General features: G+C 71.3%; 16 protein-coding genes and 2 pseudogenes. 7 read left to right on the top strand and 11 right to left on the bottom strand.

Annotated features, from left to right (window positions below; genetic code table 11):
• Nucleotides 1-9: 9 nt before the first annotated feature.
• Nucleotides 10-696 (bottom strand): PASTA domain-containing protein, encoded by a 687-nt coding sequence (locus tag V6U86_RS08390; protein ID WP_334500412.1) that lies wholly within the window; start codon nucleotides 694-696, stop codon nucleotides 10-12.
• 108 nt (nucleotides 697-804) lie between these two features.
• Here V6U86_RS08390 and V6U86_RS08385 point away from each other — a divergent pair, with 108 nt between their 5' ends.
• Nucleotides 805-2,139 carry a hypothetical protein gene (locus V6U86_RS08385; RefSeq protein ID WP_334500410.1) on the top strand — a complete coding sequence of 445 codons (1,335 nt, stop codon included), beginning with the start codon at nucleotides 805-807 and terminating at the stop codon, nucleotides 2,137-2,139.
• A 167-nt stretch (nucleotides 2,140-2,306) separates the two neighbouring features.
• Here the strand turns inward: V6U86_RS08385 and V6U86_RS08380 are convergent, their stop codons facing one another.
• The gene (locus tag V6U86_RS08380; protein WP_334500408.1) at nucleotides 2,307-3,785 is read right to left on the bottom strand and encodes a glutamate--cysteine ligase; all 1,479 of its coding nucleotides are present in this window, start codon (nucleotides 3,783-3,785) and stop codon (nucleotides 2,307-2,309) included.
• A gap of 311 nt (nucleotides 3,786-4,096) precedes the next feature.
• Nucleotides 4,097-4,678 (bottom strand): YceI family protein, encoded by a 582-nt coding sequence (locus tag V6U86_RS08375; protein ID WP_334500406.1) that lies wholly within the window; start codon nucleotides 4,676-4,678, stop codon nucleotides 4,097-4,099.
• Nucleotides 4,679-4,777: 99 nt separating this feature from the next.
• Here V6U86_RS08375 and V6U86_RS08370 point away from each other — a divergent pair, with 99 nt between their 5' ends.
• Nucleotides 4,778-5,296 (top strand): MarR family winged helix-turn-helix transcriptional regulator, encoded by a 519-nt coding sequence (locus V6U86_RS08370; RefSeq protein WP_334500404.1) that lies wholly within the window; start codon nucleotides 4,778-4,780, stop codon nucleotides 5,294-5,296.
• 248 nt (nucleotides 5,297-5,544) lie between these two features.
• Here V6U86_RS08370 and V6U86_RS08365 read toward each other — a convergent pair.
• The 4 genes and pseudogenes from V6U86_RS08365 to V6U86_RS08355 all read right to left on the bottom strand — a co-directional run.
• Nucleotides 5,545-7,842 (bottom strand): annotated as a pseudogene (locus V6U86_RS08365) (ATP-binding protein); the annotation flags it as partial.
• 128 nt (nucleotides 7,843-7,970) lie between these two features.
• Nucleotides 7,971-8,193, bottom strand: a pseudogene (locus V6U86_RS33350) (helix-turn-helix domain-containing protein); the annotation flags it as partial.
• Nucleotides 8,194-8,325: 132 nt separating this feature from the next.
• Nucleotides 8,326-9,474: an acyl-CoA dehydrogenase family protein gene (locus V6U86_RS08360; protein WP_334500400.1), complete on the bottom strand. Its 1,149-nt coding sequence runs from the start codon at nucleotides 9,472-9,474 to the stop codon at nucleotides 8,326-8,328.
• A 78-nt stretch (nucleotides 9,475-9,552) separates the two neighbouring features.
• Entirely contained in the window at nucleotides 9,553-11,085 is a 1,533-nt protein-coding gene (locus V6U86_RS08355) for an acyl-CoA carboxylase subunit beta (protein WP_238659435.1), read from the bottom strand.
• A 167-nt stretch (nucleotides 11,086-11,252) separates the two neighbouring features.
• Here V6U86_RS08355 and V6U86_RS08350 point away from each other — a divergent pair, with 167 nt between their 5' ends.
• A complete protein-coding gene (locus V6U86_RS08350) occupies nucleotides 11,253-11,828 on the top strand; it encodes a snapalysin family zinc-dependent metalloprotease (RefSeq protein ID WP_334500393.1) in 576 nt (191 codons plus the stop codon).
• Nucleotides 11,829-11,882: 54 nt separating this feature from the next.
• Here the strand turns inward: V6U86_RS08350 and V6U86_RS08345 are convergent, their stop codons facing one another.
• The 3 genes from V6U86_RS08345 to V6U86_RS08335 form a co-directional block, all read right to left on the bottom strand.
• Nucleotides 11,883-12,803, bottom strand: a complete 921-nt coding sequence (locus V6U86_RS08345; protein WP_334500391.1) for a hydroxymethylglutaryl-CoA lyase — start codon at nucleotides 12,801-12,803, stop codon at nucleotides 11,883-11,885.
• Nucleotides 12,804-12,848: 45 nt separating this feature from the next.
• Nucleotides 12,849-14,186 (bottom strand): acetyl-CoA carboxylase biotin carboxylase subunit, encoded by a 1,338-nt coding sequence (locus V6U86_RS08340; RefSeq protein WP_334500388.1) that lies wholly within the window; start codon nucleotides 14,184-14,186, stop codon nucleotides 12,849-12,851.
• 71 nt (nucleotides 14,187-14,257) lie between these two features.
• Nucleotides 14,258-14,857, bottom strand: coding sequence for a TetR/AcrR family transcriptional regulator (locus V6U86_RS08335; protein WP_030331931.1), 600 nt, complete (start codon nucleotides 14,855-14,857; stop codon nucleotides 14,258-14,260).
• Between the two features lie 107 nt (nucleotides 14,858-14,964).
• On the opposite strand from V6U86_RS08335, the gene V6U86_RS08330 reads away from it, so the two are divergent.
• Nucleotides 14,965-16,182: an MFS transporter gene (locus V6U86_RS08330; protein WP_334500384.1), complete on the top strand. Its 1,218-nt coding sequence runs from the start codon at nucleotides 14,965-14,967 to the stop codon at nucleotides 16,180-16,182.
• On the opposite strand, the gene V6U86_RS08325 is transcribed toward V6U86_RS08330, so the two are convergent.
• Nucleotides 16,179-17,336, bottom strand: coding sequence for an FAD-dependent oxidoreductase (locus V6U86_RS08325; protein WP_334500382.1), 1,158 nt, complete (start codon nucleotides 17,334-17,336; stop codon nucleotides 16,179-16,181). The two genes, V6U86_RS08330 and V6U86_RS08325, sit on opposite strands and share 4 nt — an antisense overlap.
• A 106-nt stretch (nucleotides 17,337-17,442) precedes the next feature.
• On the opposite strand from V6U86_RS08325, the gene V6U86_RS08320 reads away from it, so the two are divergent.
• The 3 genes from V6U86_RS08320 to V6U86_RS08310 all read left to right on the top strand — a co-directional run bounded on the left by V6U86_RS08320 (nucleotide 17,443) and on the right by V6U86_RS08310 (nucleotide 19,824).
• Entirely contained in the window at nucleotides 17,443-18,024 is a 582-nt protein-coding gene (locus tag V6U86_RS08320) for a TetR/AcrR family transcriptional regulator (RefSeq protein ID WP_334500381.1), read from the top strand.
• A 70-nt stretch (nucleotides 18,025-18,094) separates the two neighbouring features.
• Nucleotides 18,095-18,643 carry a SigE family RNA polymerase sigma factor gene (locus tag V6U86_RS08315; RefSeq protein ID WP_334500379.1) on the top strand — a complete coding sequence of 183 codons (549 nt, stop codon included), beginning with the start codon at nucleotides 18,095-18,097 and terminating at the stop codon, nucleotides 18,641-18,643.
• Complete coding sequence (locus tag V6U86_RS08310; RefSeq protein ID WP_334500377.1) at nucleotides 18,640-19,824, top strand: hypothetical protein; 1,185 nt, start codon at nucleotides 18,640-18,642, stop codon at nucleotides 19,822-19,824. Before V6U86_RS08315 ends, V6U86_RS08310 begins: the two co-directional genes overlap by 4 nt.

Below are 19,824 nucleotides of genomic sequence, written 5' to 3'. Positions count from 1 at the left end.
GGCCAGGAATCAGGGCGTGGGCTTCGTGGTCGGCTGGTCGACGGAATCCGCCCCACACCAGATGCTGACCTGGTCGTTCCACCGGGCCGGGCCATCCTCGGCGGGCTCCTGCCGGCTGACCTTCCCGCTGCGCTTGCTGACGTAGCGCGGGTAAAGGCCCGCGTCGACCAACTCGTCGGCGGCGTCGGCGCAGCTCTTGCCGACCACATCCGGCACCTCGGCGGCCGGTGCCGGCCCGGCGACCTGTAGTTGCACAGTCGTCCCCCGGGCGACCACGCTGCCCACGGCTGGTTCGGTGCTCTCGACCGTACGACCGACGCCGCCACCGAAGACCAGCCGCCAACCCAGCCGCTGCTTGCGCAGCGCCTCCCGGGCCTGCTCGAAGTCGGTGCCGATCACCGGCGGCACGGTCAGACCGGCCCCCTTGGTCGAGGTGGCGGAGGGCTGGACGGCCGACGGCGTCGGCCGTGCGCTGCTCGGTCGGGGTGCGGTGGTCCGGCTGGTCGGCGCACCAGACGTGGTCGCAACGGCCAGCGGATCACCGGCGGGTGTGTCGTCCTCGCCGGCCAGCAACCAGCCGCCGGTCGCGCCGACGGCGGCGAGCAGCACAGCCGCCAACCCACCACCGAGCACGACGCTGGCCCGGCCGGCACCGCCACCGGCGGCATTCTGCTGGCCCGTGTTCGTGTCCGTCATAACGCCCACCGCCTCATCACCGGCGACCGTACCGCCCGCCGCCCAATCCGCCGCACTGCGGGCCGTTACGACTCGCCGCGCCGACGACGGGACGTTACGCTGCCCGGCATGGCCAGACAGGGCTGGGGAGTGTCGATCGCGACGGCGATCGGGGTCGCTGCCGGCGCGGGTGCCGCACAACTGGGCTTCGGCTACGGGCTCGGCGTCATCACCTGGACGCCCACCGATGCCGGTGCGACGGACACGGCCTGGGCGGACGGCCTCGCCTGGGCAACCTGGCTCGCCGCCAGCTCGACAGTCCTCGGCGCGGTCTGCGCGCAGCGGCTGCACCAACGGACCGCCCCAACCACGACCGTGGTCCCGGAAACCCCGCCGGAGCACGACACCCCGGTTGACGGACGGCCACCGACCGCCGACACCGCACCGCCGACGGTGACGGATACGTCACCACCGGTGGCCGAGGTGCCGGTGCCCGACCGAGGCGGCCTGCTGCGGCGGGTGGCCCTGGCGCTCGCCGCCGGGCTGGGCGGGCTGGTCACGGTGCTCTTGATCGCCGTACCCGCGCGGGTCGCGACCGGCGCGGACACCGGCGCACCGCAACGGACAGCGGCCGTGCAGGCGGCGCTAGGCATCCTGATCGGCGCCCTCGTCGCGATCTGGGCGCTTCGTTCCCGAGCCGCCGCGGTCAACGTGACCGCGACGGCCGCCTGGCTCTGGCTGCTCGCAGTGATCTCGGTGATCGACGGGGTACGCGTCGGACGAGGGCTGACCGGCGCACAACTCGGTACCTGGCAGTTCGACCCGGACCACGCCCGGTACTGGATCGGGGGGCAGATCTACTGGCCCGGTGCGCTGCTGGCACTGGTGCCCGCGCTGCTGATCGGGGTGCTGGCCGCCCAGCGGTCCGCCCGCTCGGGCGGGCATCGCGTGGGTGCGGCGGCCTCCGGCGCGGCTGGCCCGATGCTCGTCGCGCTCGCCTACCTGACCACCCTGCCGCACTGGTCCACGCTGGGCCCCGCGCAGCTCTCCACCCAACTGATAGCCCCGTACGCGGTGATCGCCGGTGTTGGCGGCTCGGTGCTGGCCGCCCGCCTCGCCGAGCGAGCCGGGCGGAACCACGTGGCCGAGCCCAGCGCGGTCTCTCGGGACACAGTGGCCGAGACCGAACCCCCGTCGCCGATCCCCAGCCCGACGGCCGGAACCGCGTCGCCAGTCTCCAGCTCAACGGCCGGAACCGCGTCGCGGCGCAGGAAGGCGGACGCCCCACCGCAGATGCCCAGCACGGGCTCTCTGCCAGGCGAGGCCACGGCCGCACCGCAGGTGCCCGCCCCGCGCACGGACCCGGACCGCACGGATCCGACCCGTCCCACCGAAGCAACAGCGGCGGACCAGACCCCCAGCACCCGGCGCACCCGAGCATCCCGCCGCCCCACCACCAACTAACCCGCCCCCACCCAGGCAGAACCACCCCCACCCCCCAACCCCACCCCGCCCGTGTTGATCATGAAGTTATTGCCATCTCACCCGGCGTGTCGTGGCAATAACTTCATGATCAACGCACCGTCGGGCGGGGGTTGGGGGGTGGGTGGGGGTTTGGGGGGTGGGTGGAGTTAGGGGACTGGCCAGGTGTGGACTGGTTGGTTGGTGCGCTGGAGTTCGGCGTAACGCTGGACCATGTGGTGCAGCGCGGCCGTCCGGTCCATGCCGTGACGCCGTTCCGCCGCCCAGACCGCCTCGGTCTGCCAGACGGCACCGTTGCGGCCGGTACGGCAGCGCTGCTCGATGATGCCGAGCAGACGATCCCGCTGCGCCGGGGCGACACCGAACGCGTCCAGGCCGGCGGCGGCGGTCGGCAGCAGTTGCTCCAGGACCAGCTTGGTGACCGGCACGTCGCCGAGCCCGGGCCAGTGCAGCACGGCGTCCAGACCACGTCGGGCGGCGGCGTGGAAGTTCTCCTCGGCCGAGCTGAAGGTGAGCTGACTCCAGATCGGACGGTCGGCCTCGGCCAGACCGCGTACCAGCCCGAAGTAGAAGGCCGCGTTGGCCAGCATGTCCACCACCGTCGGGCCGGCCGGCAGCACCCGGTTCTCCACCCGCAGATGCGGACGGCCGTTCATGATGTCGTAGACCGGGCGGTTCCACCGGTAGACCGTGCCGTTGTGCAGCCGCAACTCCCCGAGCTTTGGCACACCGCCGGCGTGCAGGACCTCCACCGGGTCCTCGTCCTCACAGATCGGCAGCAGCGGCGGAAAGTACCGGACGTTCTCCTCGAAGAGGTCGAAGATCGAGGTGATCCACCGTTCGCCGAACCACACCCGCGGTCGTACGCCCTGGGCCTTCAGTTCGTCCGGGCGCGTGTCGGTGGCCTGTTGGAACAGGGCGATCCGGGTTTCGGCCCACAGTTGGCGGCCGTACAGGAAAGGGCTGTTCGCTCCGACCGCCACCTGCGCACCGGCAATGGCCTGGGACGCGTTCCAGTAGTCGGCGAAGCTGTCCGGGGCGACCTGGAGGTGGAACTGAAGGCTCGTGCAGGCGGCCTCGGGGGCGATCGAGTCGGTGTGCGTCCGCAGCTGCTCGACGCCGCGAATGTCCAGCTCGATGTCCTCGCCCCGGGCGCCGACGATCTGGTCGTTGAGCACCCGGTAACGCTCGTTGGTGGAGAGATTGTCCTCGACCAGGTGCCCCTCGGTGAGGGTGGGCAGGATGCCGACCAGGACGATCTTCGCGTCGGATCTGGTGGCACGCTCGTCGGCCCGGGAGAGGCTGCCATGCAGGTCGTGCTCGTAGTCGGCGAAGCCGGTGCCCTCGATCAGTCGGGGCTCGGCGTTGAGTTCCAGGTTGAACTGCCCCAACTCGGTCTGGAAGAGGGGATCCGCGATGTCGGCGAGGATCTCCTCGTTGCGCATCGCCGGCTCGGCGGCCGAGTCGACCAGGTTGAGCTCGATTTCCAGGCCGGTCATCGGCCGGTCTGCGTCAAAGCCGAAGTCGTCGAGCATCAAGGCGAAGACGTCCAGGCACCGCCGCACCTTCTGTCGATATCGGACGCGATCATCCCGGGTGAAGGCGCCCTCTGAGACGTCCCTGCCCATGTGTCCTCCCGACGGCCGGCGCGGTTCGGGATCATGCCGTCCCGGAAGCGCTTTGTGAAGCATCCACGGTAAGAGCGCCCACCTGGCCGGGGCCAGTGGCCGACGCCGGTGATCCGACGTCGACCGGCGCGGACGCGCTCGTGGCGCCATCTGTACCCCGTCGTCGACCGGCTGGACCCCGTGGACGTGCGAACAACCCGTGACAATTACCACGAGCGGAGACGACGCAGGGCCCGCGCCGTACGTCGGCGCGGGCCCTGCGTCGCGGATCACCGGGGAGGGTGCCCCTGACCCTCCGGCGATCCCATGGGTCAGGCCTGGCGGACTGCCTCGCCCTCGATCTCGATCTTGATCTTGCGGCTGACCAGCACGCCCCCGGTCTCCAGGGCGACGTTCCAGGTCAGGCCGAACTCCTCGCGGTCGATCTCGGTGCTCGCGGAGAAGCCGAAGATGTCCTGGCCGAACGGGCTGCGGCCGACACCCTCGAACTCCACCTCCAGCTCGACCGGACGGGTGACGTCCTTGATGGTCAACTCACCGGTGAGCACGAACTCGTTGCCGCGACGGGACTTGACCCCGGTGCTGCGAAACTCGAGCGTCGGGAACTTCTCGGCGTCCAGGAACTCGGGGCTGCGCAGGTGCGCGTCCCGGTCGGCCTGGGTGGTGTCGACGCTGGCGGCCTGAATGGTGGCGACGACCGACGACTGCAGCGGGTCCTCGGCAACGGTGATGGTGGCGGTCGCCTCGTTGAACTCACCGCGAACCTTGCTCACCATCATGTGCCGGGCAACGAAGCCGACCCGCTTGTGCGCCACGTCGAGCGCGTAGGTGCCGGCCGTCGGGATGGTGAGGCCGTCCCAGTCGCGGGTTGCCGCATCGATGCTGCTGGTCATGCTGCTATCCTCCAGAAGATTGTTTAGTAGCCCAACGACTGCTTGAGCAAATATAATCGCAACAACATTCCCCGTGTCAAGCACTGGTATGATGAACAGGTGACCAACGTCTTCGACGATCCCCGGATCACCGCCGTCGGCCTGCTCTTCGAGGCACACGCCGGGCTGTCCGCCCGGTTCACCGCCCAGCTTGAGGAGCACGGCCTCTCCGCGGTCGAGTTCGAGGTCATCACCCGACTGGCCCGCTCGCCGGGCAACCAACTACGCATGACCGACCTCGCCGCGCAGACCTCCTTGTCGACCAGCGGAGTGACCCGCGTGGTGGACCGGATGGAGCGCGACGGGCTACTCACCCGCCGGGCCTGCCCGAACGACCGACGCAGCTCGTACGCGGTGGTCACCGCCGCCGGGATGCAACGCCTGAACGAGACGCTGCCCGGTCACCTGCAGATGATCGAGCAGTGGTTCACCGGGCAACTCGACCCCGAGGCACTGGCGGCCCTCCTCGACGGGTTACGGCGGGTCCGCGACGCCGCGCACCCGTGCGCCACCGCCGGCAGTGACGACGTCGACCCGGAGCAGACCGCCGACGCCGACGGCGCCGCCCGAAGGCACTGAGAAGCACCCGCCGCCGGGCGCTGGCAGCGGCAGAAAGACCGGCAGAAGTGACTCCGCCAAGCTGGATGATTCGGTCCAAGCCGACTTTCTGCCATCGCGCCGGTGGCAGGCTTCCCGCACCGGGGATCACCGGGGGGTGACGGCGCGGGCGATCAGCGAGGGGTAGCACCAAAGGGGGCTCTTCGCCCGCGCCACTCTCCCGTCGCGGTCCACTCGGGGCACCCGCGCGGGCACCCGAATCCTCGCGACTACTGAGCCGGCCCGCCCCGGTCGGCGATCAGCGCGTAGAGCAGACCCGACTCCTGCGGCAACAGCCGGATGCCGCTCTCCACACAGACCTGGTCCAGTCGATCGAGCACCTCCGGGTCCGCAGTGCTCGCGGCCAGTCCCACCAGCGCCTCCACCACGTCGCGGCGATCCTGCCCCGCATGGTCGGCGGCGGCGGCGAACCACTCGGCGGCCAACTCCCGGTCACCCCGGTGCAGCGCCAGGGTCCCCTCGATCAACGCACAGAGCCCGACCTCCGGCCCACCCGACCTCAGCGCCGCATCGTCCGAGCGTTGTCGCGGCACGATCGGACGCGCCGGCGACGACTCCACGCCCCCGGCACGCAACTCGGTCAGCACCTCGGTCGCCTCCGCGCCCCGCCCGTCCTGGGCGAGCGCCAACCCGATGGTGCCGAGCACCCGACGGCGACGCCCGGGATCACCCAGCTCGGACAGGGCCTCCATCGCCCTCCGGCCACGGTCGATGGCATCCGCGTACCAGCCCTCCAGACGGGCGACCTCGGCGCGATTGGCCCAGCCCAGCACCCGTAGTCGCTGCTCCCCGCTCTCGACGGCAAGTCGATCCACCGCGGCGAGCCGGCGCCGAGCGGCAGCCAGGTCACCCGCGCGGATCTCGTGCCAGGCGAGGCTGTTCTGGGCCACCGCCAGGTCCCGGGTACGACCGTTACGGGCGGCCAACCGCAGCAGCGCCTCGGCCTGCTCGCGAGCCTCATCCTGCCGTCCCACGGAGATCAGCAGGGTGCCGAGCACGTTCCGCGCCTCCAACTCCCCGGTGACGTCGCCGGCCCGCCGGAAGGTGTCCAACGCCGCGCGCGCCGTCGACAACTCCTCGGCACCCGCGCCGTGCTCGGCCGCGAGCCGGGCGACCCCGAGGGCGGCCCAGCCCCGCAGGAGCGGATCGGCGTCGGTGGTCCGCGGGTCTGCCAGCAGCCGCCGCAGCCACTGCCGCCCGACCACATCGCGTCCACGGAACCGCCACCAGCGGGTCAGGCAGGCCGCCAGCCGCAGCGCGGTCAACGGGTCGTCGGTAGCCGCGTGGGCCAACGACGAACTGATGTCGCTGCTCATCTCGTCCAGCCGGTGCACCGCGTCGGACAACCGAGGACCGACCAGGTCGCTGGCGGTCCGTGCCACCAGGCGGGCGATGACCTCCGCGTGTCGACGCCGGATGCAGGTCAGCTCACCCCCACCGGCCGCCTGCTCGACGGCGTAGTCACGGACCGCGTCGAGCAGGCGGAACCGGAACGACCCGGTTCCGCGTACGCTCAGCAGCCCCAACTCGACGAGGCGGTCCAACAGCGGCACCGGGTCGATCGCCACTGTGCCGTCCCGGTCGGCCTCGTCGGCGAGCATCTCCTCGGCCAACTCCACCGACCAGCGGTTACCGAAGACGGCCAACTGCCGCAGCGCGGCCCGCTCGTCCGCCGCCAGAAGGCGGTAGCTGAACGCCACCGCGTCCCGCAGGGTGACCGCGGCCGTCGCACGGGCGTCGGGTCGGCTTGTGCGGGTGGTGAGCGCCTCCGGCGCGTCCCAGCTCGGGTGGGCGGACGCGTCGGCCGGAGTTGCCAGGTCGAGCACCCGGTCGCCGTACCGGTCGAGCAGTTCGGTGAGGTCGAGCAGTCGGCCTCGGGCGGCCATCAGCTCGATGGCCAACGGCAGCCCGCCCAACCGGCGAACCAGCGCGGCGAGCGCCGGCAGCTCAGCGGGGCTGGGCGGCTCCCGGCGGACCTGAGCGAGCCGGGCGGTGAACAACGCGACCGCCGGCCACGACTCGAGTCCGGAGTGCTCGGCCTCCGGTGGTGGCACGTCGAGCGGCGCGACCGGCCAGACCCGCTCACCGGGCAATCCGACCGGGTGCCGCCCGGTGACCAGCACCCGCAGCGAGGGCAGCGCGCCGATCAACCGGTGCAGGGTCGCGGCCACCGGGCCCGGAGCGCGCTCCACCGCGTCCATCACCAGCAGCGCCGGCCGCCCTGCGAGCCGGGCCGCGAGTTCGGACAGACGCGCCACGCCGAGCACTGACATCGAGGTGGCGAGCACGTCCGGGCCGTCCGACCCCTCGCCGACCAGCACCCCGGCAACACCGGCCGGGTGGGCGGAGGCCACCAGGTGCGCGACCGACGTCGCCAGGGCGGTCTTGCCGACGCCGGCCAGCCCGACGAGGCTCACCAACCGGGGCCCGTGCTCGGCGGTCAGCATTCCGGCCAGCTCGGTGAGGTCGCGCTCCCTGCCGATCAACGCGACCGGCGGCGGGAGCGCGACCGACGGGGCGGCGGGTGCGGCCGCCGACGCGGCGTTGCCGCTGACCGCGAACGTCGTCGAGGTCGTGTCCGATGGGGCCGGCTCGGCACCGACGCCGCGGGCCGCGGCCAGGAACGCCGCCCGGCTGGTGCCGGTCAGCGCCAACGCCCCGGCGAGCAGCTCGACCGTGGTGCGTTGGGGCCGGATCGACCGGCCACGCTCCAGGTCACGCACCGTCCGCACACCCACCCCGGCCCGGGAGGCCAGCTCGGCCTGGGTCAGGCCGGCGGCGCGTCGATGCCCGCGGAGCAGCTCCGGCAGAGTGGTACGTCCAGCCGGGCTCCGCGACCGGTCATGATCCGGAGTCATGGGCACGAAGAGTACGGATCGACTCCGATCGTCGGCAGTCGAACGTCGGGCTACCGACGCCCGCTCGCCGAAACCCGACAGCCGTACGGACAGTTCGTCCGGAACGACGGCTGATCAGTTCGGCTGGACCACTCAGAGACCCAGATCCCGAGCGATGATCATGCGCTGCACCTCGCTGGTGCCCTCGCCGATTTCCAGGATCTTGGAGTCCCGCCAGAACCGGGCCACCGGGTACTCGTTCATGAAGCCGTACCCGCCGTGGATCTGGGTGGCCTCCCGGGCGTTGTCCACAGCGATCGTGCTGGCGTGCAGTTTCGCGATGGCGGCCTGCCGCTTGAACGGCTCGCCGGCCAGCATTCGCGCGGCGGCGTCGTAGTAGGCCAACCGGGCGGTGTGTGCCTTCAGCTCCATGTCGGCGATCTTGAACTGGATGGCCTGGTTGGCGCCGATCGGCTGACCGAAGGCGTGCCGGTCCTTGGCATACTTGATCGACTCGTCGACACAGCCCTGCGCGAGGCCGACGGCCAGCGCGGCGATGGCGATCCGGCCCTCGTCGAGGATCCGCAGGAACTGCGCGAAGCCCCGCCCCCGGGCGCCGAGCAGGTTGGCGGCCGGGACCCGACAGTCGTCGAAGGTCAACTCATGGGTGTCCGAGGCGGTCCACCCCACCTTGGAGTAGCCGGGCGCGACGGCGAAGCCGGGCGTGCCGGTCGGCACGATGATCGTCGACAGCTCCTTGGAGCCGTCCGGGTTCGTGCCGGTCACCGCGGTGACCGTGACCATGGCCGTGATGTCGGTCCCGGAGTTGGTGATGAACGCCTTCGACCCGTTGATCACCCACTCGTCACCCTCCAGCACCGCCCGCGTCTGCGTGCCGGCCGCATCCGAGCCGGTGCCCGGCTCGGTGAGACCGAAGCCGGCCAGCGCCTCGCCGCTGAGCAGCCGGGGCAGCCAGGTCGCCTTCTGCTCCTCGGTACCGAAGCGGTAGATCGGCATCGCGCCCAGCGAGACCGCCGCCTCCAGCGTGATGGCCACGCTGGAGTCGACCCGGGCCAACTCCTCCAGCGCCAGGCACAGAGCGAAGTAGTCGCCGCCCATACCGCCGTGCTCCTCGTCGAAGGGCAGGCCGAACAGGCCCATCTTGCCCATCTGCCGGATCACCTCGTACGGAAAGGTGTGCTGCTCGTAGTGCTCGGCGATGACCGGGGCGACCACCTCGCGGGCGAATTCCCGCACGCTCTCGCGCAGCGCCGCTTGTTCGTCGGTGAGCCGGAAGTCCATCTCATCCTCCTGTAAGGACGGTCCGCCTCGGCGCTCGTGACGTCGGGGGCGGGTCGCTGTGCGGGCCTGAGTCGATGATCAGACCGGGGTGACGCCGTGCCGGCGGCGGGAAAAGTGCCGATCCTTGGTACGCGCCGCCGCGAATCGACGGACCAGCTCGGTGCGCAGGTCGTGCGGCTCGACGATGGCGTCCACCACCAGTTCGCTGGCGAGCCGGACGACGTCGATGTCCTGCTCGTACTCGGCTCGCTTGGCGGCGACGAAGGCGGCCCGCTCGTCCTCGTCCGCGATGGCGGCGATCTTGTTGGCGTAGACCGCGTTCACGGCTGCCTCGGCGCCCATCACGGCGATCTTCGCGGTTGGCAGCGCGATCGTCGCGTCCGGCTCGAACCCGGGGCCGGCCATCGCGTAGAGACCGGCACCGTACGCCTTGCGGACCACCACGCAGATCTTCGGCACGGTCGCCTCGGAGATAGCGGTGATCATCTTGGCGCCGTGCCGGATGATGCCCTGCTTCTCCACCGCGCTGCCGACCATGAAGCCGGGCACGTCGCTGAGGAACAGCAGCGGCACGTTGAACGCGTCGCAGAGCTGCACGAACCGGGTGGCCTTGTCGGCCGAGTCGACGAAGAGCACGCCGCCCTTGAACATCGAGTTGTTGCCGACCACGCCGACGACCTGGCCGTCGAGACGGCCGAAGCCGATTGTCAACTCCTTGGCCCAGAGCGCCTGGATCTCGAAGAACGAGCCCTCGTCGAGCAGACCCTTGACGTACCGCCGCATGTCGAACGCCTGCCGCTCACTGGCCGGCACCAGCGCGGCCAGGTCGGCCTTCGCGGGCGCGGCGACCGCCGGCGCGGTTGGCGGCGCCTGCGTCCAGTTCGCCGGCAGGTACGACAGGTAGGTCTTCACCACGTCGAGCGCGTCGGCCTCGGTCTTGCAGAGGAAGTGCCCGACGCCGGATTCGGCGGTGTGCACCTTGGCGCCACCCATCGCCTCCAGGGTGGTCTTCTCGCCGGTGACCATCTCGACCATCCGGTCGGAGCCGAGATACATGCTCGCGTTGCCGTCGACCAGGGCCACCACGTCGCAGAACGCCGGAATGTACGCCCCACCGGCGGCGCTCGGACCGAACAGCGCGCAGACCTGCGGGATCGAGCCCGAGGCGCGGACCTGGTTCCAGAAGATCTTGCCGGCACCACGCCGGCCGGGAAAGAGATCGACCTGGTCGGTGATCCGGGCGCCGGCCGAGTCGACCAGGTAGACCATCGGCACACCGGCGCCGTATGCCCGCTCGATGATGCGGATGATCTTCTCGACGGTGCGGGCGCCCCAGCTGCCGGCCTTGACGGTGGAGTCGTTGGCCATCAGACAGACCTGTCGACCGTCGATCGTGGCGGTGCCGGTCACGACGCCGTCGGCTGGCAACCCCTCGGCGAGCGCGTTGGCGTAGAGGCCGTCCTCGACGAATGAGCCCTCGTCGACCAGGAGTGCGACCCGCTCACGGGCGAAGAGCTTGCCCTTGGCCGCGTTGGCCGCGTGGTACTTGTCCGCGCCGCCGGACCGGGCGCGCTTGCGCAGCTGCTCCAGTGCCTCACCGTCGAGCGTCACGCCGACTCCTCCAGCCGATGACCTGAACGATCGTTAGGCTAGCGCATGACTGCGACTGTCGGCGACCTACGAGCGAATCAGACAGTCGAGCCGAGAGCAAGACATTGAATAACATGAATGAGTGTCGCTAGGCTCCTGACACCCCTCCTCCCGGATTGGAGTCAGCGATGACCTCACGACTCAATCGGCTCGCGGTCGCGTTCCTCGCGACGGCACTCGCCACCCTCGGCGTCACGGTCGCCAACCCCGCGCCCGCGTCCGCCGCAATGACCATCTGCTACAACACCAGCCAGGCGGGCAGCTACGCCAGCGTCGCCAACCAGGCCGCCACGATCTGGAACAACGCCACCGTCAACCTGACGCTCTCGGCGAACTGCGGCTCGAACCTGCGGATCTACCGGATCACCGGCGGCGGCTCGTACGCCGTCCGGACCAGCCTCGGCAACGGCCGGGTCTACATCGACACCCAGCAGGCCGCCCAGTACAGCGTGCTGCGGATCATGACGCACGAGATCGGGCACATCCTCGGCCTGCCGGACAACTACAACGGGAACTGTTCCCTGCTGATGTCCGGCGGCAGCGCCGGCACCAGCTGCACCAACGCCTACCCGAGCAGCGCCGAGGCGAACCGGGTCAGCAACCTCTTCGCCGGCACCCGCATCGCCACCGAGCGCAGCACGGACCGCGCCGGGTCTGAGATCTTCCGCGACAGCTGGCCGGGCGCGCTCACCCCGGTGAGCTGAGCGACCTGACAGGTGGAAGGGGCCGGCAGATGCGCCGGCCCCTTCGTCGCGTCCTCAGCTCGGCAGCGGCGTCAACCGGGTACGCGGACCCGCCCGCAGCACACCCGACGGCAGCTTCTTGCCGAGCAACTCCTCGGCCAACTCCGCCACCTCAATGAGCGCCGACAGGTCGATGCCTGTGTCGATGCCCATGTCGTGCAGCATGTGCACGGCCTCCTCGGTGGCCAGGTTGCCGCTCGCCCCCGGCGCGTACGGGCAACCACCGAGCCCACCGACGCTGGCGTCGAACTCGGTCACCCCCAACTCCAGCGCGGTCAACAGGTTGGCCAGCGCCGTACCCCGGGTGTTGTGGAAGTGCAGCAGGACCGGCACGTGCGCGTTGCGGTCGCGTACCGCGGTCAGCAGCTCTCGGACCCGGCGTGGGGTGCCCATGCCGGTGGTGTCGCCGAACGCGACCCGGTCCGCGCCGTCGCGGACGACCCGGTCCACGATCCCGGCCACCCGCTGCGGGTCGATGTCCCCCTCGTACGGGCAACCGAAGCTGGTCGCCACGATCACCTCGACCCGCGCCGATGAGCCGTGCAGCAGGTCGATCAACTCGGCGATGTCGTCCAGCGACTCGTCGGTGGATCGGTTGACGTTGCGCCGGTTGTGCGTGTCGCTGGCCGAGACCACCACCTCGATCTCGGTGAACCCGGCGGCGAGGGCCCGTTGGGCGCCCCGCGTGTTCGGCACCAGCGCGGAGTACCGCACCCCGTCGGCCTTCACCGCCCGCTGCCACACCTCGTCGGCGTCGGCCATCTGCGGGATCGCCCTGGGGTGCACGAACGACACCGCCTCGATCCGGCGTACGCCGGTGCCGGAGAGGGCGTCGAGCAGCCGCACCTTGGCGTCGGTCGGGATCGGGTCCTCGTTCTGCAACCCGTCGCGCGGCCCAACCTCACGAATGGAGACGGAATCTGGCAAATGGCTCATCGGTCACCTCACTGTGACGTCGGGTCGGGACAGAGTGTCGGCCGGTCAGCGCATGCGGGAGACGATGCCCGTGTCGTAGGCGCCGGAGCGGAACTCCTCGTTCTCCAGCAGCTCGGCGAAGAAGGGGACGTTGTTCTTCGGGCCGACGATCTGGAACGCGGCGACCGCACCCTCGGCGCGTTCGAGCACCTCTTCGCGGGTCGCGCCGCTGACGATCAGCTTGGCCAGCAGGCTGTCGTAGAACGGGGTGACCGTGTTGCCCTCGGTGTAGCCGGAGTCCACCCGGACACCCTCGCCCGTGGGCTCCACCCAGGTCGTGACCTTGCCGGGGCCGGGCAGGAAGCGCTTCGGATCCTCCGCGTTGATCCGCATCTCGATGGCGTGGCCGCGCGGGGTCAACGCGTCCGGGTCGAACGTCGGCGCCAGCCCGGAGGCCACCCGCAACTGCTCCTCGACCAGGTCGATGCCGTAGACGTACTCCGTCACCGGGTGCTCCACCTGCAACCGCGTGTTCATCTCCAAGAAGAAGAACTCACCCGTGGTCGGATCGAGCAGGCACTCCACCGTGCCCGCGTTGCGATAGCCGACCGCCTCGCCGGCCCGCACCGCCGCCGCCAGGAGACGGGATCGCAGCTCCGGCGAGACCGCCGGCGACGGAGACTCCTCGACCAGTTTCTGGTTGCGCCGCTGCACCGAGCACTCCCGCTCGCCGAGCGCCACCACCCGACCATCGACCAAGCCGAGGATCTGCACCTCGACATGCCGCACCCGGGGAAAGTACCGCTCGATCAACACCGAACCATCGCCGAACATCCGCTCGGCGAACGCGCGCACCTTGTCGTACTCGGTGCGCAGCGCGGCCTCGTCGACGGCCACACCCATGCCCATGCCGCCACCGCCGGCGGCGGCCTTGACCATCACCGGGTAGCCGATCTCGGCGGCGGCCGTCACCGCCGAGGCCAGGTCGGCGGCCGGCTCGGTGGTGCCGGGCGCGACCGGAACCCCGGCCGCCGCCATCAGGTTCCGGGCGTTGATCTTGTCGCCCATCGCGGTGATCGCGTCCGCGTCGGGCCCGACCCAGATCAGGCCGCTCGCCTCGACGGTACGGGCGAAGTCGGCGTTCTCCGACAGGAAGCCGTACCCGGGGTGGATGGCCTGCGCACCCGTCGACTTCGCGGCGGCGAGGATCGCCTCGGTGTTGCGGTAGCTCAGCGCCGGGTTCGGCGGGCCGATCAGGACCGCCTCGTCCGCCTCCGCGACGAACGGCAGGTCGGCGTCGGCCTCCGAGTGCACCGCGATCACGCGGATGCCGAGCCGCTTGGCGGTCCGGATGATCCGGCAGGCGATCTCGCCCCGATTGGCGACCAGCAGTGACTCGATCATGTTTCCTCCCGGCGTCCGGATGGTGGGACGATGTCAGGGAATCATGACCGGCGCGCTCTTGACGAGTCGGATCAGGCGAGCAGCGCGGCCAGGGTCGCGCCGCGCAGCAGCTCGGCCCGGCGTCGCCGGTCCACCTCACCACCGAGGAACGGCGTCGAGTTCATCAGGCCGAACGCGGCGTGCGCGAGCACCCGCGCCTCACCGTCGGGCATGCCCGGGTGCAGCGCGGTGAGCACGGTCACCCATTCCTCGACGTAGAGCCGTTGCAGACGACGAATCCGCCGCCGCGGCTCCTCGGGGAGGCGGTCCAGCTCGTGCAGGTGCAACGCGATCACCGCCGGGTTGGCCAGCGCGAACTCGACGTGGAAGTCGATCAGCGACTCCAGTACGCCGCGCGGGTCGTCCGAGCGCCCGGCGGCGCGTTCCCGCCCGCCGGCCAGCAACCCCTCGCTGACCGGGATCAACGCGGCGGCCAGCATGGCTTCCTTGCCCGCGAAGTGGTGGTACAGCGCCGGACCTGTCACTCCGGCGGCCGCGCCGATGTCGTCCATCGACACGCCGTGATAGCCGCGCGCCGCGAAGAGACCTACCGCGATCTCCAGGATCTCGTCCTTGCGGGACCTGCGCCGGCCCGCGCCCGCCGCACCCCGTGCCTGCTGCTCCACCGTCACCGGGCAAGCCTAGACCGCGAACTGCCTGCGGTGGAGTGGCGGCTGACGGTCGTTCCGCACTGTGGTGGCTTGACCCTCGACCCGCTCGAACCGGCACGGTCGCCGCCATGACTTCCTCCGCTCTGGGCCGGGACTTCCGGCTGCTGTGGTCGGCCGCCGTCTCGTCGCGTTTCGGGGATGCGCTGCGTACGCCGGCACTGGCCCTGTTGGCCGCGACCGTGACCCGCGACCCCCGGATCATCGCGGCGGTCACCGTGGCCGGTCAGTTGCCGCCGCTGCTCTTCGGCCTGCTCGGCGGCGTGTACGCGGACCGCTGGGACCGCCGTCGGACGATGGCCCTGGTCGACGGGGTACGCGCTGTGGTGGTGGCGGCGCTGGCGGTGGTGGTCGCACTCAACCGGGTCAGTGTCCTGGTGTTGCTGGTGGCGGCGTTTCTGCTCGCCGCATTGGGGACCCTCTTCGACTCCGCCTCTTTCGCGCTGCTTCCCGCGTTGGTGCCGCCGGACGCGCTGCCCCGGGCGAACGGCCGGCTGCAGGCCGGGTCCGCGGTGGCCGGTGGTTTCCTCGGGGCACCCGCCGCCGGGGTCCTGTTCGCCGCCGCCCCGGCCCTTCCGTTCGCGGTCGACGCCGTCACCTTCGCAGCGGCAGCCCTGCTCGTGCTGGCCCTTGCCCCAGCTGCGCGAACAAGCGTGGAAACCCCACGCGGATCGGTGTGGAGCGAGATCGTCGAGGGGTTGCGCTGGCTGCGTGGGCACCAGACCCTGCGGCGGCTCGCCCTGCTTGCCGCCGCGAGCAACCTGGCGATCAGCGGACTCCTGGCGGTGCTGGTGCTCTACGCGCTGGACGTGCTGCGGGTGCCGCCCGCCGGGTACGGCCTGTTCGCCGCCGCCGCCATCCTCGGGGGCGTGGCGGGGGCTCTCGGGGCGGCGCGGCTCGCCGCCGGGCTCGGCACGGTGCCGGCGTTGCGGGCGGTGCTGGCTGCGCAGACCGTGGCGCTGACCGGCTTCGCGCTGGCCCGGCATCCGGTGCCGGGTGGGATCGCGCTGGCCGTCTTCGCCGCCGGCACCGTGGTGTGGAACAGCCTGTCCGCGTCGTACGGGCAACGGCAGGTGCCGAGCGAGTTGCTCGGCCGGGTCGGTGCGGCCCAGCGGATGGTCGGTCTGCTCACCGCACCGCTCGGGGCGGCGCTGGCCGGGCTGGCCGCCGCGGCGTACGGCACGGTGCCGGTGGCGGGCGCGGCGGCGGGGACGTTCGCGCTGGTCACCCTGGCCGCTTGGCGGACACTGCGGTCGGCCGCGCCCGGTGTGTTGAGCCGCGCTGCCTAACCCGGCGTTCGCTCGCGGTGGGACAGGCCGGACAGGCGCAGCGCGATCCTGCGGCGGACCGGCGGGACGGCACCGAGCAACCGGAGCAGCACGTCCCGGGCCGGCCGACCGGCCGGGGAGATGCCCGCCAACCTGGTCAGTCCGGCGGCGAAGCTCATCACGTCCTCGGCCATCGGCCGCTGCCGGGCGGTGTAGTCGTCGAGCAGCGCCTCCGGGCCACCGTCGAGCACGTCCGCCAGGGCGGTGCCGAGCGCAACCGCGTCGCAGATGCCGAGGTTCATGCCCTGTCCACCGGCCGGGCTGTGCACGTGCCCTGCGTCGCCGGCCAGCAGCACCGGCCCGGCTCGGAAGGTGTCGGCGATCCGGTGGTGCACCCGAAACCGGGAGCCCCAGAGCACCTCGGTCACCCGGTCGGGTCGCCGTGCCGGACCGCGCTCGTCGAGCAGCGCCTGAAGGTAGGCCGCATCCGGTTCGGCCGGCGCGGTCTGCACGGCGGCGACCAACCGGACCACCCCGTCGGGGAGTGGCGCCCAGACCAGCGGCCCGGGGCGGGCAAGGAACAGCGCCGCCTCGTCGCGGGGCAGCACGCTGCGCACCCGCACGTCGGCGAGGACGAAGGACTCCTCGTCGGTGCCGCCGGTGAAGCCGATGCCGGCGAGCCGCCGGACCGTGCTGTGCAGGCCGTCCGCGCCGACCACGAACCGGGCGCGCACCGCCTCCCCGTCGACCTGGGCGAGCATGCCGGCACCGGCGCGGCTCAACCCGGTGAGCTGGCACGGTCGTCGTACCTGCACACCGAGTTCGGCCAACTTTTCGGTGAGCACGGCCTCGGTGACCGCCTGGGAGACCAGCAGCGCGTAGGGGAAGCGGGACGGCAACTCGTGGAACGGCACCGACAGCAGCACCCGGTCCCGGTCGCGCACTGTGAAACGCGGCGTCCGCACCGCCTGAGCGATCAGCGGCGCGGCGACGTCGATCCGGTCCAGCACCTCCAGGGTGTACGCGTGCACGACGGCGGCGCGGGAGGTCGTCGGCGGCGCGGCCAACCGGTCCAGCACTGTCACCTGAACGCCGCGCCGGGCCAGCGTGAGCGCGGTGGCGAGACCGGTGGGGCCGGCACCCACCACCAGGACGTCGGTGCTCGTGGGCAGCATGGCCACCTCCAGACGACCGTTGCCAACACATGTTGGCAAACACTTGTTGGCAACGCTAGAGCCCACCCGATTGCGTGTCAACAGTTGTTGGCATACGATCGTTGGCATGACCTCGTCCACCCGGTCGACCCAACCCCGCCGCTCCGACGCGACCCGGGCGGCGATCCTGCGGGCAGCCCGGGAACGGTTCGCGGCGGACGGCTACGAGCGCGCCACGATCCGGGCCATCGCCGCCGACGCCCAGATCGACCCGTCGATGGTCATGCGCTACTACGGCAGCAAAGAAGGGCTCTTCGCGGCGGCGGCCGAGTTCGATCTACGCCTGCCCGACCTGACCTCGGTGCCACCCGCCCGACTCGGCGAGGTGCTGGTCAGGCACTTTCTTGCCCGCTGGGAGGGCGACGAGACCCTGGTGGCGCTGCTGCGGGCCGCCAGCACCAATCCCGGCGCGGCCGAACGCATGCGCGGCATCTTCGCCGACCAGCTCACCGCCGCCGTGGCCACGTTCGGCACCGACCCGACCCTGACCGCCCGACGGGCCGGCCTGGTGGCCAGCCAGATCCTCGGCCTCGCCTTCACCCGATACATCGTCCGTCTGCCGCCCATGGTGGACACCACGCCGGAAGAGCTGGTCTCCTGGGTCGCGCCGACCCTTCAGCGCTATCTGACCGGAACGCCACCGAGCTGACCCAACCTTTTCCCACCTCCCATGCGTCTGGCAGATGACACCTACACCGCGACGGCCGGGAGGGGGGCGGATGGCGCCGACGAGAGACGACGGACGCGACGGCTACCTCGCCTTCGTGGAGAACCACCAGCACCGCCTGCTCCGCGTGGCCTACCTGATCTGCGGCAACCAGCATCAGGCCGAAGACCTCCTCCAGGACGCGCTGCTGAAGCTGGCGCTGCGCTGGTCCTCGGTCCGCGACGGCGACCCCTCCGCGTACGTGCGGGCCATCCTCTATCGGGACTCGGTGTCGTGGTGGCGTCGCCGGCGGCGGGAATGGCTCAGCGCCGCTCCGCCGGACCAGGTGGCCCACGACCGGGACGGCGCGTTACGGCTGACGATGCACGATGCGCTGGGCCTGCTGCCGCCACGGCAGCGGGCCGTACTGGTGTTGCGCTACTACGAGGACCTCACCGAGGTCGCCACCGCGGAGGCGCTGGGGGTGACCGTCGGCACCGTGAAGAGCCAGTGTCATGCGGCGCTACGCCGACTCCGCGAGGTCGCCCCGGACCTCGCCCGCGATGCGCGTCCGGGCCGAGGCTCGGCCGACCTGGCCAACGGTCTGGAGGTGAACCCGTGAACGAGCAGGAGCTGCGCCGACTGCTGACCGTCAGCGTCGAGGACGTGCTGCCCAGCCAGCCGGCCGCCGCCGGATGGGAGCGGGCTCGGCGGACCCGGCGTACCCGACGGGCCGTCGGAGTGGTCGCCCTGGCCGTGGTGCTGGTCGGTGGCGGCACGGTGGCGGCGCTGCGACCGCCCGCCGATCCCGCGCCGGTGGGTCCGACGGTGACCCCGACCGTCGACCCCTCCCACGCGGGTCCGGTGCAGCGACCGCCCGCCGAGCTGACCTTCCCGCCCGATCCGTTGGCCAAGCTCGGCGATCCGGCGACCGTGTCGCTCTCCGAGCGACCGGTCGAGCGGGCACTGGCGCTGTTCGAGCCGACGGACGAGGAGAATCACTCGAACGGCCCGGTCCGGGTGCTCGGCAACGACGGCGTGGTGCGCAGCCTCGACGTGGTGACGCTGGCACCGACCCGGGACGCGGGCGGCAACGAGGCACACGCGCTGAAGCCGGGAGTGCTGTCGCCCGACGGCCGAACGGCCGCGTTCGCGCAGACCAAAGAGCTGGTCATGGTCGACCTCACCACTGCGGCCGTCCGCCGGATTCCGCTCGACGGCTACCTGGAGCAGGTGGTGTGGGCGCACGACCGGGTGCTGGTCGGGGGTGACGACCGGACGTACGCGGTGGACCGGATCACCGGGGCGGCCAGCCCGATCGACGTGTCGACCTGGGAGCTGATCGCACCCGATCCGGCCGCCGGTCGCGAGGCCCCGTTGATCGACATGTACGGCGAGGGAGGCAGCCTGAAGCTACGCAGCCGGACCGCCCGGGACGGGGAGCTTCGCTCCGAACAGCCGGTCAACGCCTCAGCATTGCCCTCGCCCTACCGGGTCAACGAGTTCTACGGCCGGGGCTGGCTGCACGGCGAGCGACTGGCCCGAGCAGCCTGGATCACCAGCAGCGAAATCAACGGTGCTGAGGGGGCCGCCGTGCTCGACGCGCGGACCGGTGCCGTGCTCCACCTGCTCGACCTGGGCCGGGACCGCGCCAAGGGCTGCTGCGTGGTCATGGGCTGGGACAACAAGGGCGCTGTGCTGCTCCGGCTGGAACCGGCCGCACTGGCCCGCTGGCAACCGGAGACCGGCGAGATCACCGGCATCGTCCGCGACCTGCGCGGCGTGTTCGCACTGGCCAGCTGA

Origin of the sequence: Micromonospora sp. CPCC 205558 (assembly GCF_036902955.1) — a bacterium.
In the GTDB taxonomy this organism is placed as follows: domain Bacteria; phylum Actinomycetota; class Actinomycetes; order Mycobacteriales; family Micromonosporaceae; genus Micromonospora.
Note: the sequence above shows the minus strand (reverse complement) of the source record. Positions and strands in the feature narration are given on the sequence as shown.

What these genes read in the sequence shown, in the direction of transcription:
- V6U86_RS08380 (WP_334500408.1), bottom strand. Translation starts at nt 3,785, where the DNA reads ATGGGCAGGGACGTCTCAGAGGGCGCCTTCACCCGGGATGATCGCGTC.
- V6U86_RS08320 (WP_334500381.1), top strand. Translation starts at nt 17,443, where the DNA reads ATGACCTCGTCCACCCGGTCGACCCAACCCCGCCGCTCCGACGCGACC.
- V6U86_RS08360 (WP_334500400.1), bottom strand. Translation starts at nt 9,474, where the DNA reads ATGGACTTCCGGCTCACCGACGAACAAGCGGCGCTGCGCGAGAGCGTG.
- V6U86_RS08350 (WP_334500393.1), top strand. Translation starts at nt 11,253, where the DNA reads ATGACCTCACGACTCAATCGGCTCGCGGTCGCGTTCCTCGCGACGGCA.
- V6U86_RS08340 (WP_334500388.1), bottom strand. Translation starts at nt 14,186, where the DNA reads ATGATCGAGTCACTGCTGGTCGCCAATCGGGGCGAGATCGCCTGCCGG.
- V6U86_RS08390 (WP_334500412.1), bottom strand. Translation starts at nt 696, where the DNA reads ATGACGGACACGAACACGGGCCAGCAGAATGCCGCCGGTGGCGGTGCC.
- V6U86_RS08385 (WP_334500410.1), top strand. Translation starts at nt 805, where the DNA reads ATGGCCAGACAGGGCTGGGGAGTGTCGATCGCGACGGCGATCGGGGTC.
- V6U86_RS08345 (WP_334500391.1), bottom strand. Translation starts at nt 12,803, where the DNA reads ATGAGCCATTTGCCAGATTCCGTCTCCATTCGTGAGGTTGGGCCGCGC.
- V6U86_RS08330 (WP_334500384.1), top strand. Translation starts at nt 14,965, where the DNA reads ATGACTTCCTCCGCTCTGGGCCGGGACTTCCGGCTGCTGTGGTCGGCC.
- V6U86_RS08325 (WP_334500382.1), bottom strand. Translation starts at nt 17,336, where the DNA reads ATGCTGCCCACGAGCACCGACGTCCTGGTGGTGGGTGCCGGCCCCACC.
- V6U86_RS08315 (WP_334500379.1), top strand. Translation starts at nt 18,095, where the DNA reads ATGGCGCCGACGAGAGACGACGGACGCGACGGCTACCTCGCCTTCGTG.
- V6U86_RS08375 (WP_334500406.1), bottom strand. Translation starts at nt 4,678, where the DNA reads ATGACCAGCAGCATCGATGCGGCAACCCGCGACTGGGACGGCCTCACC.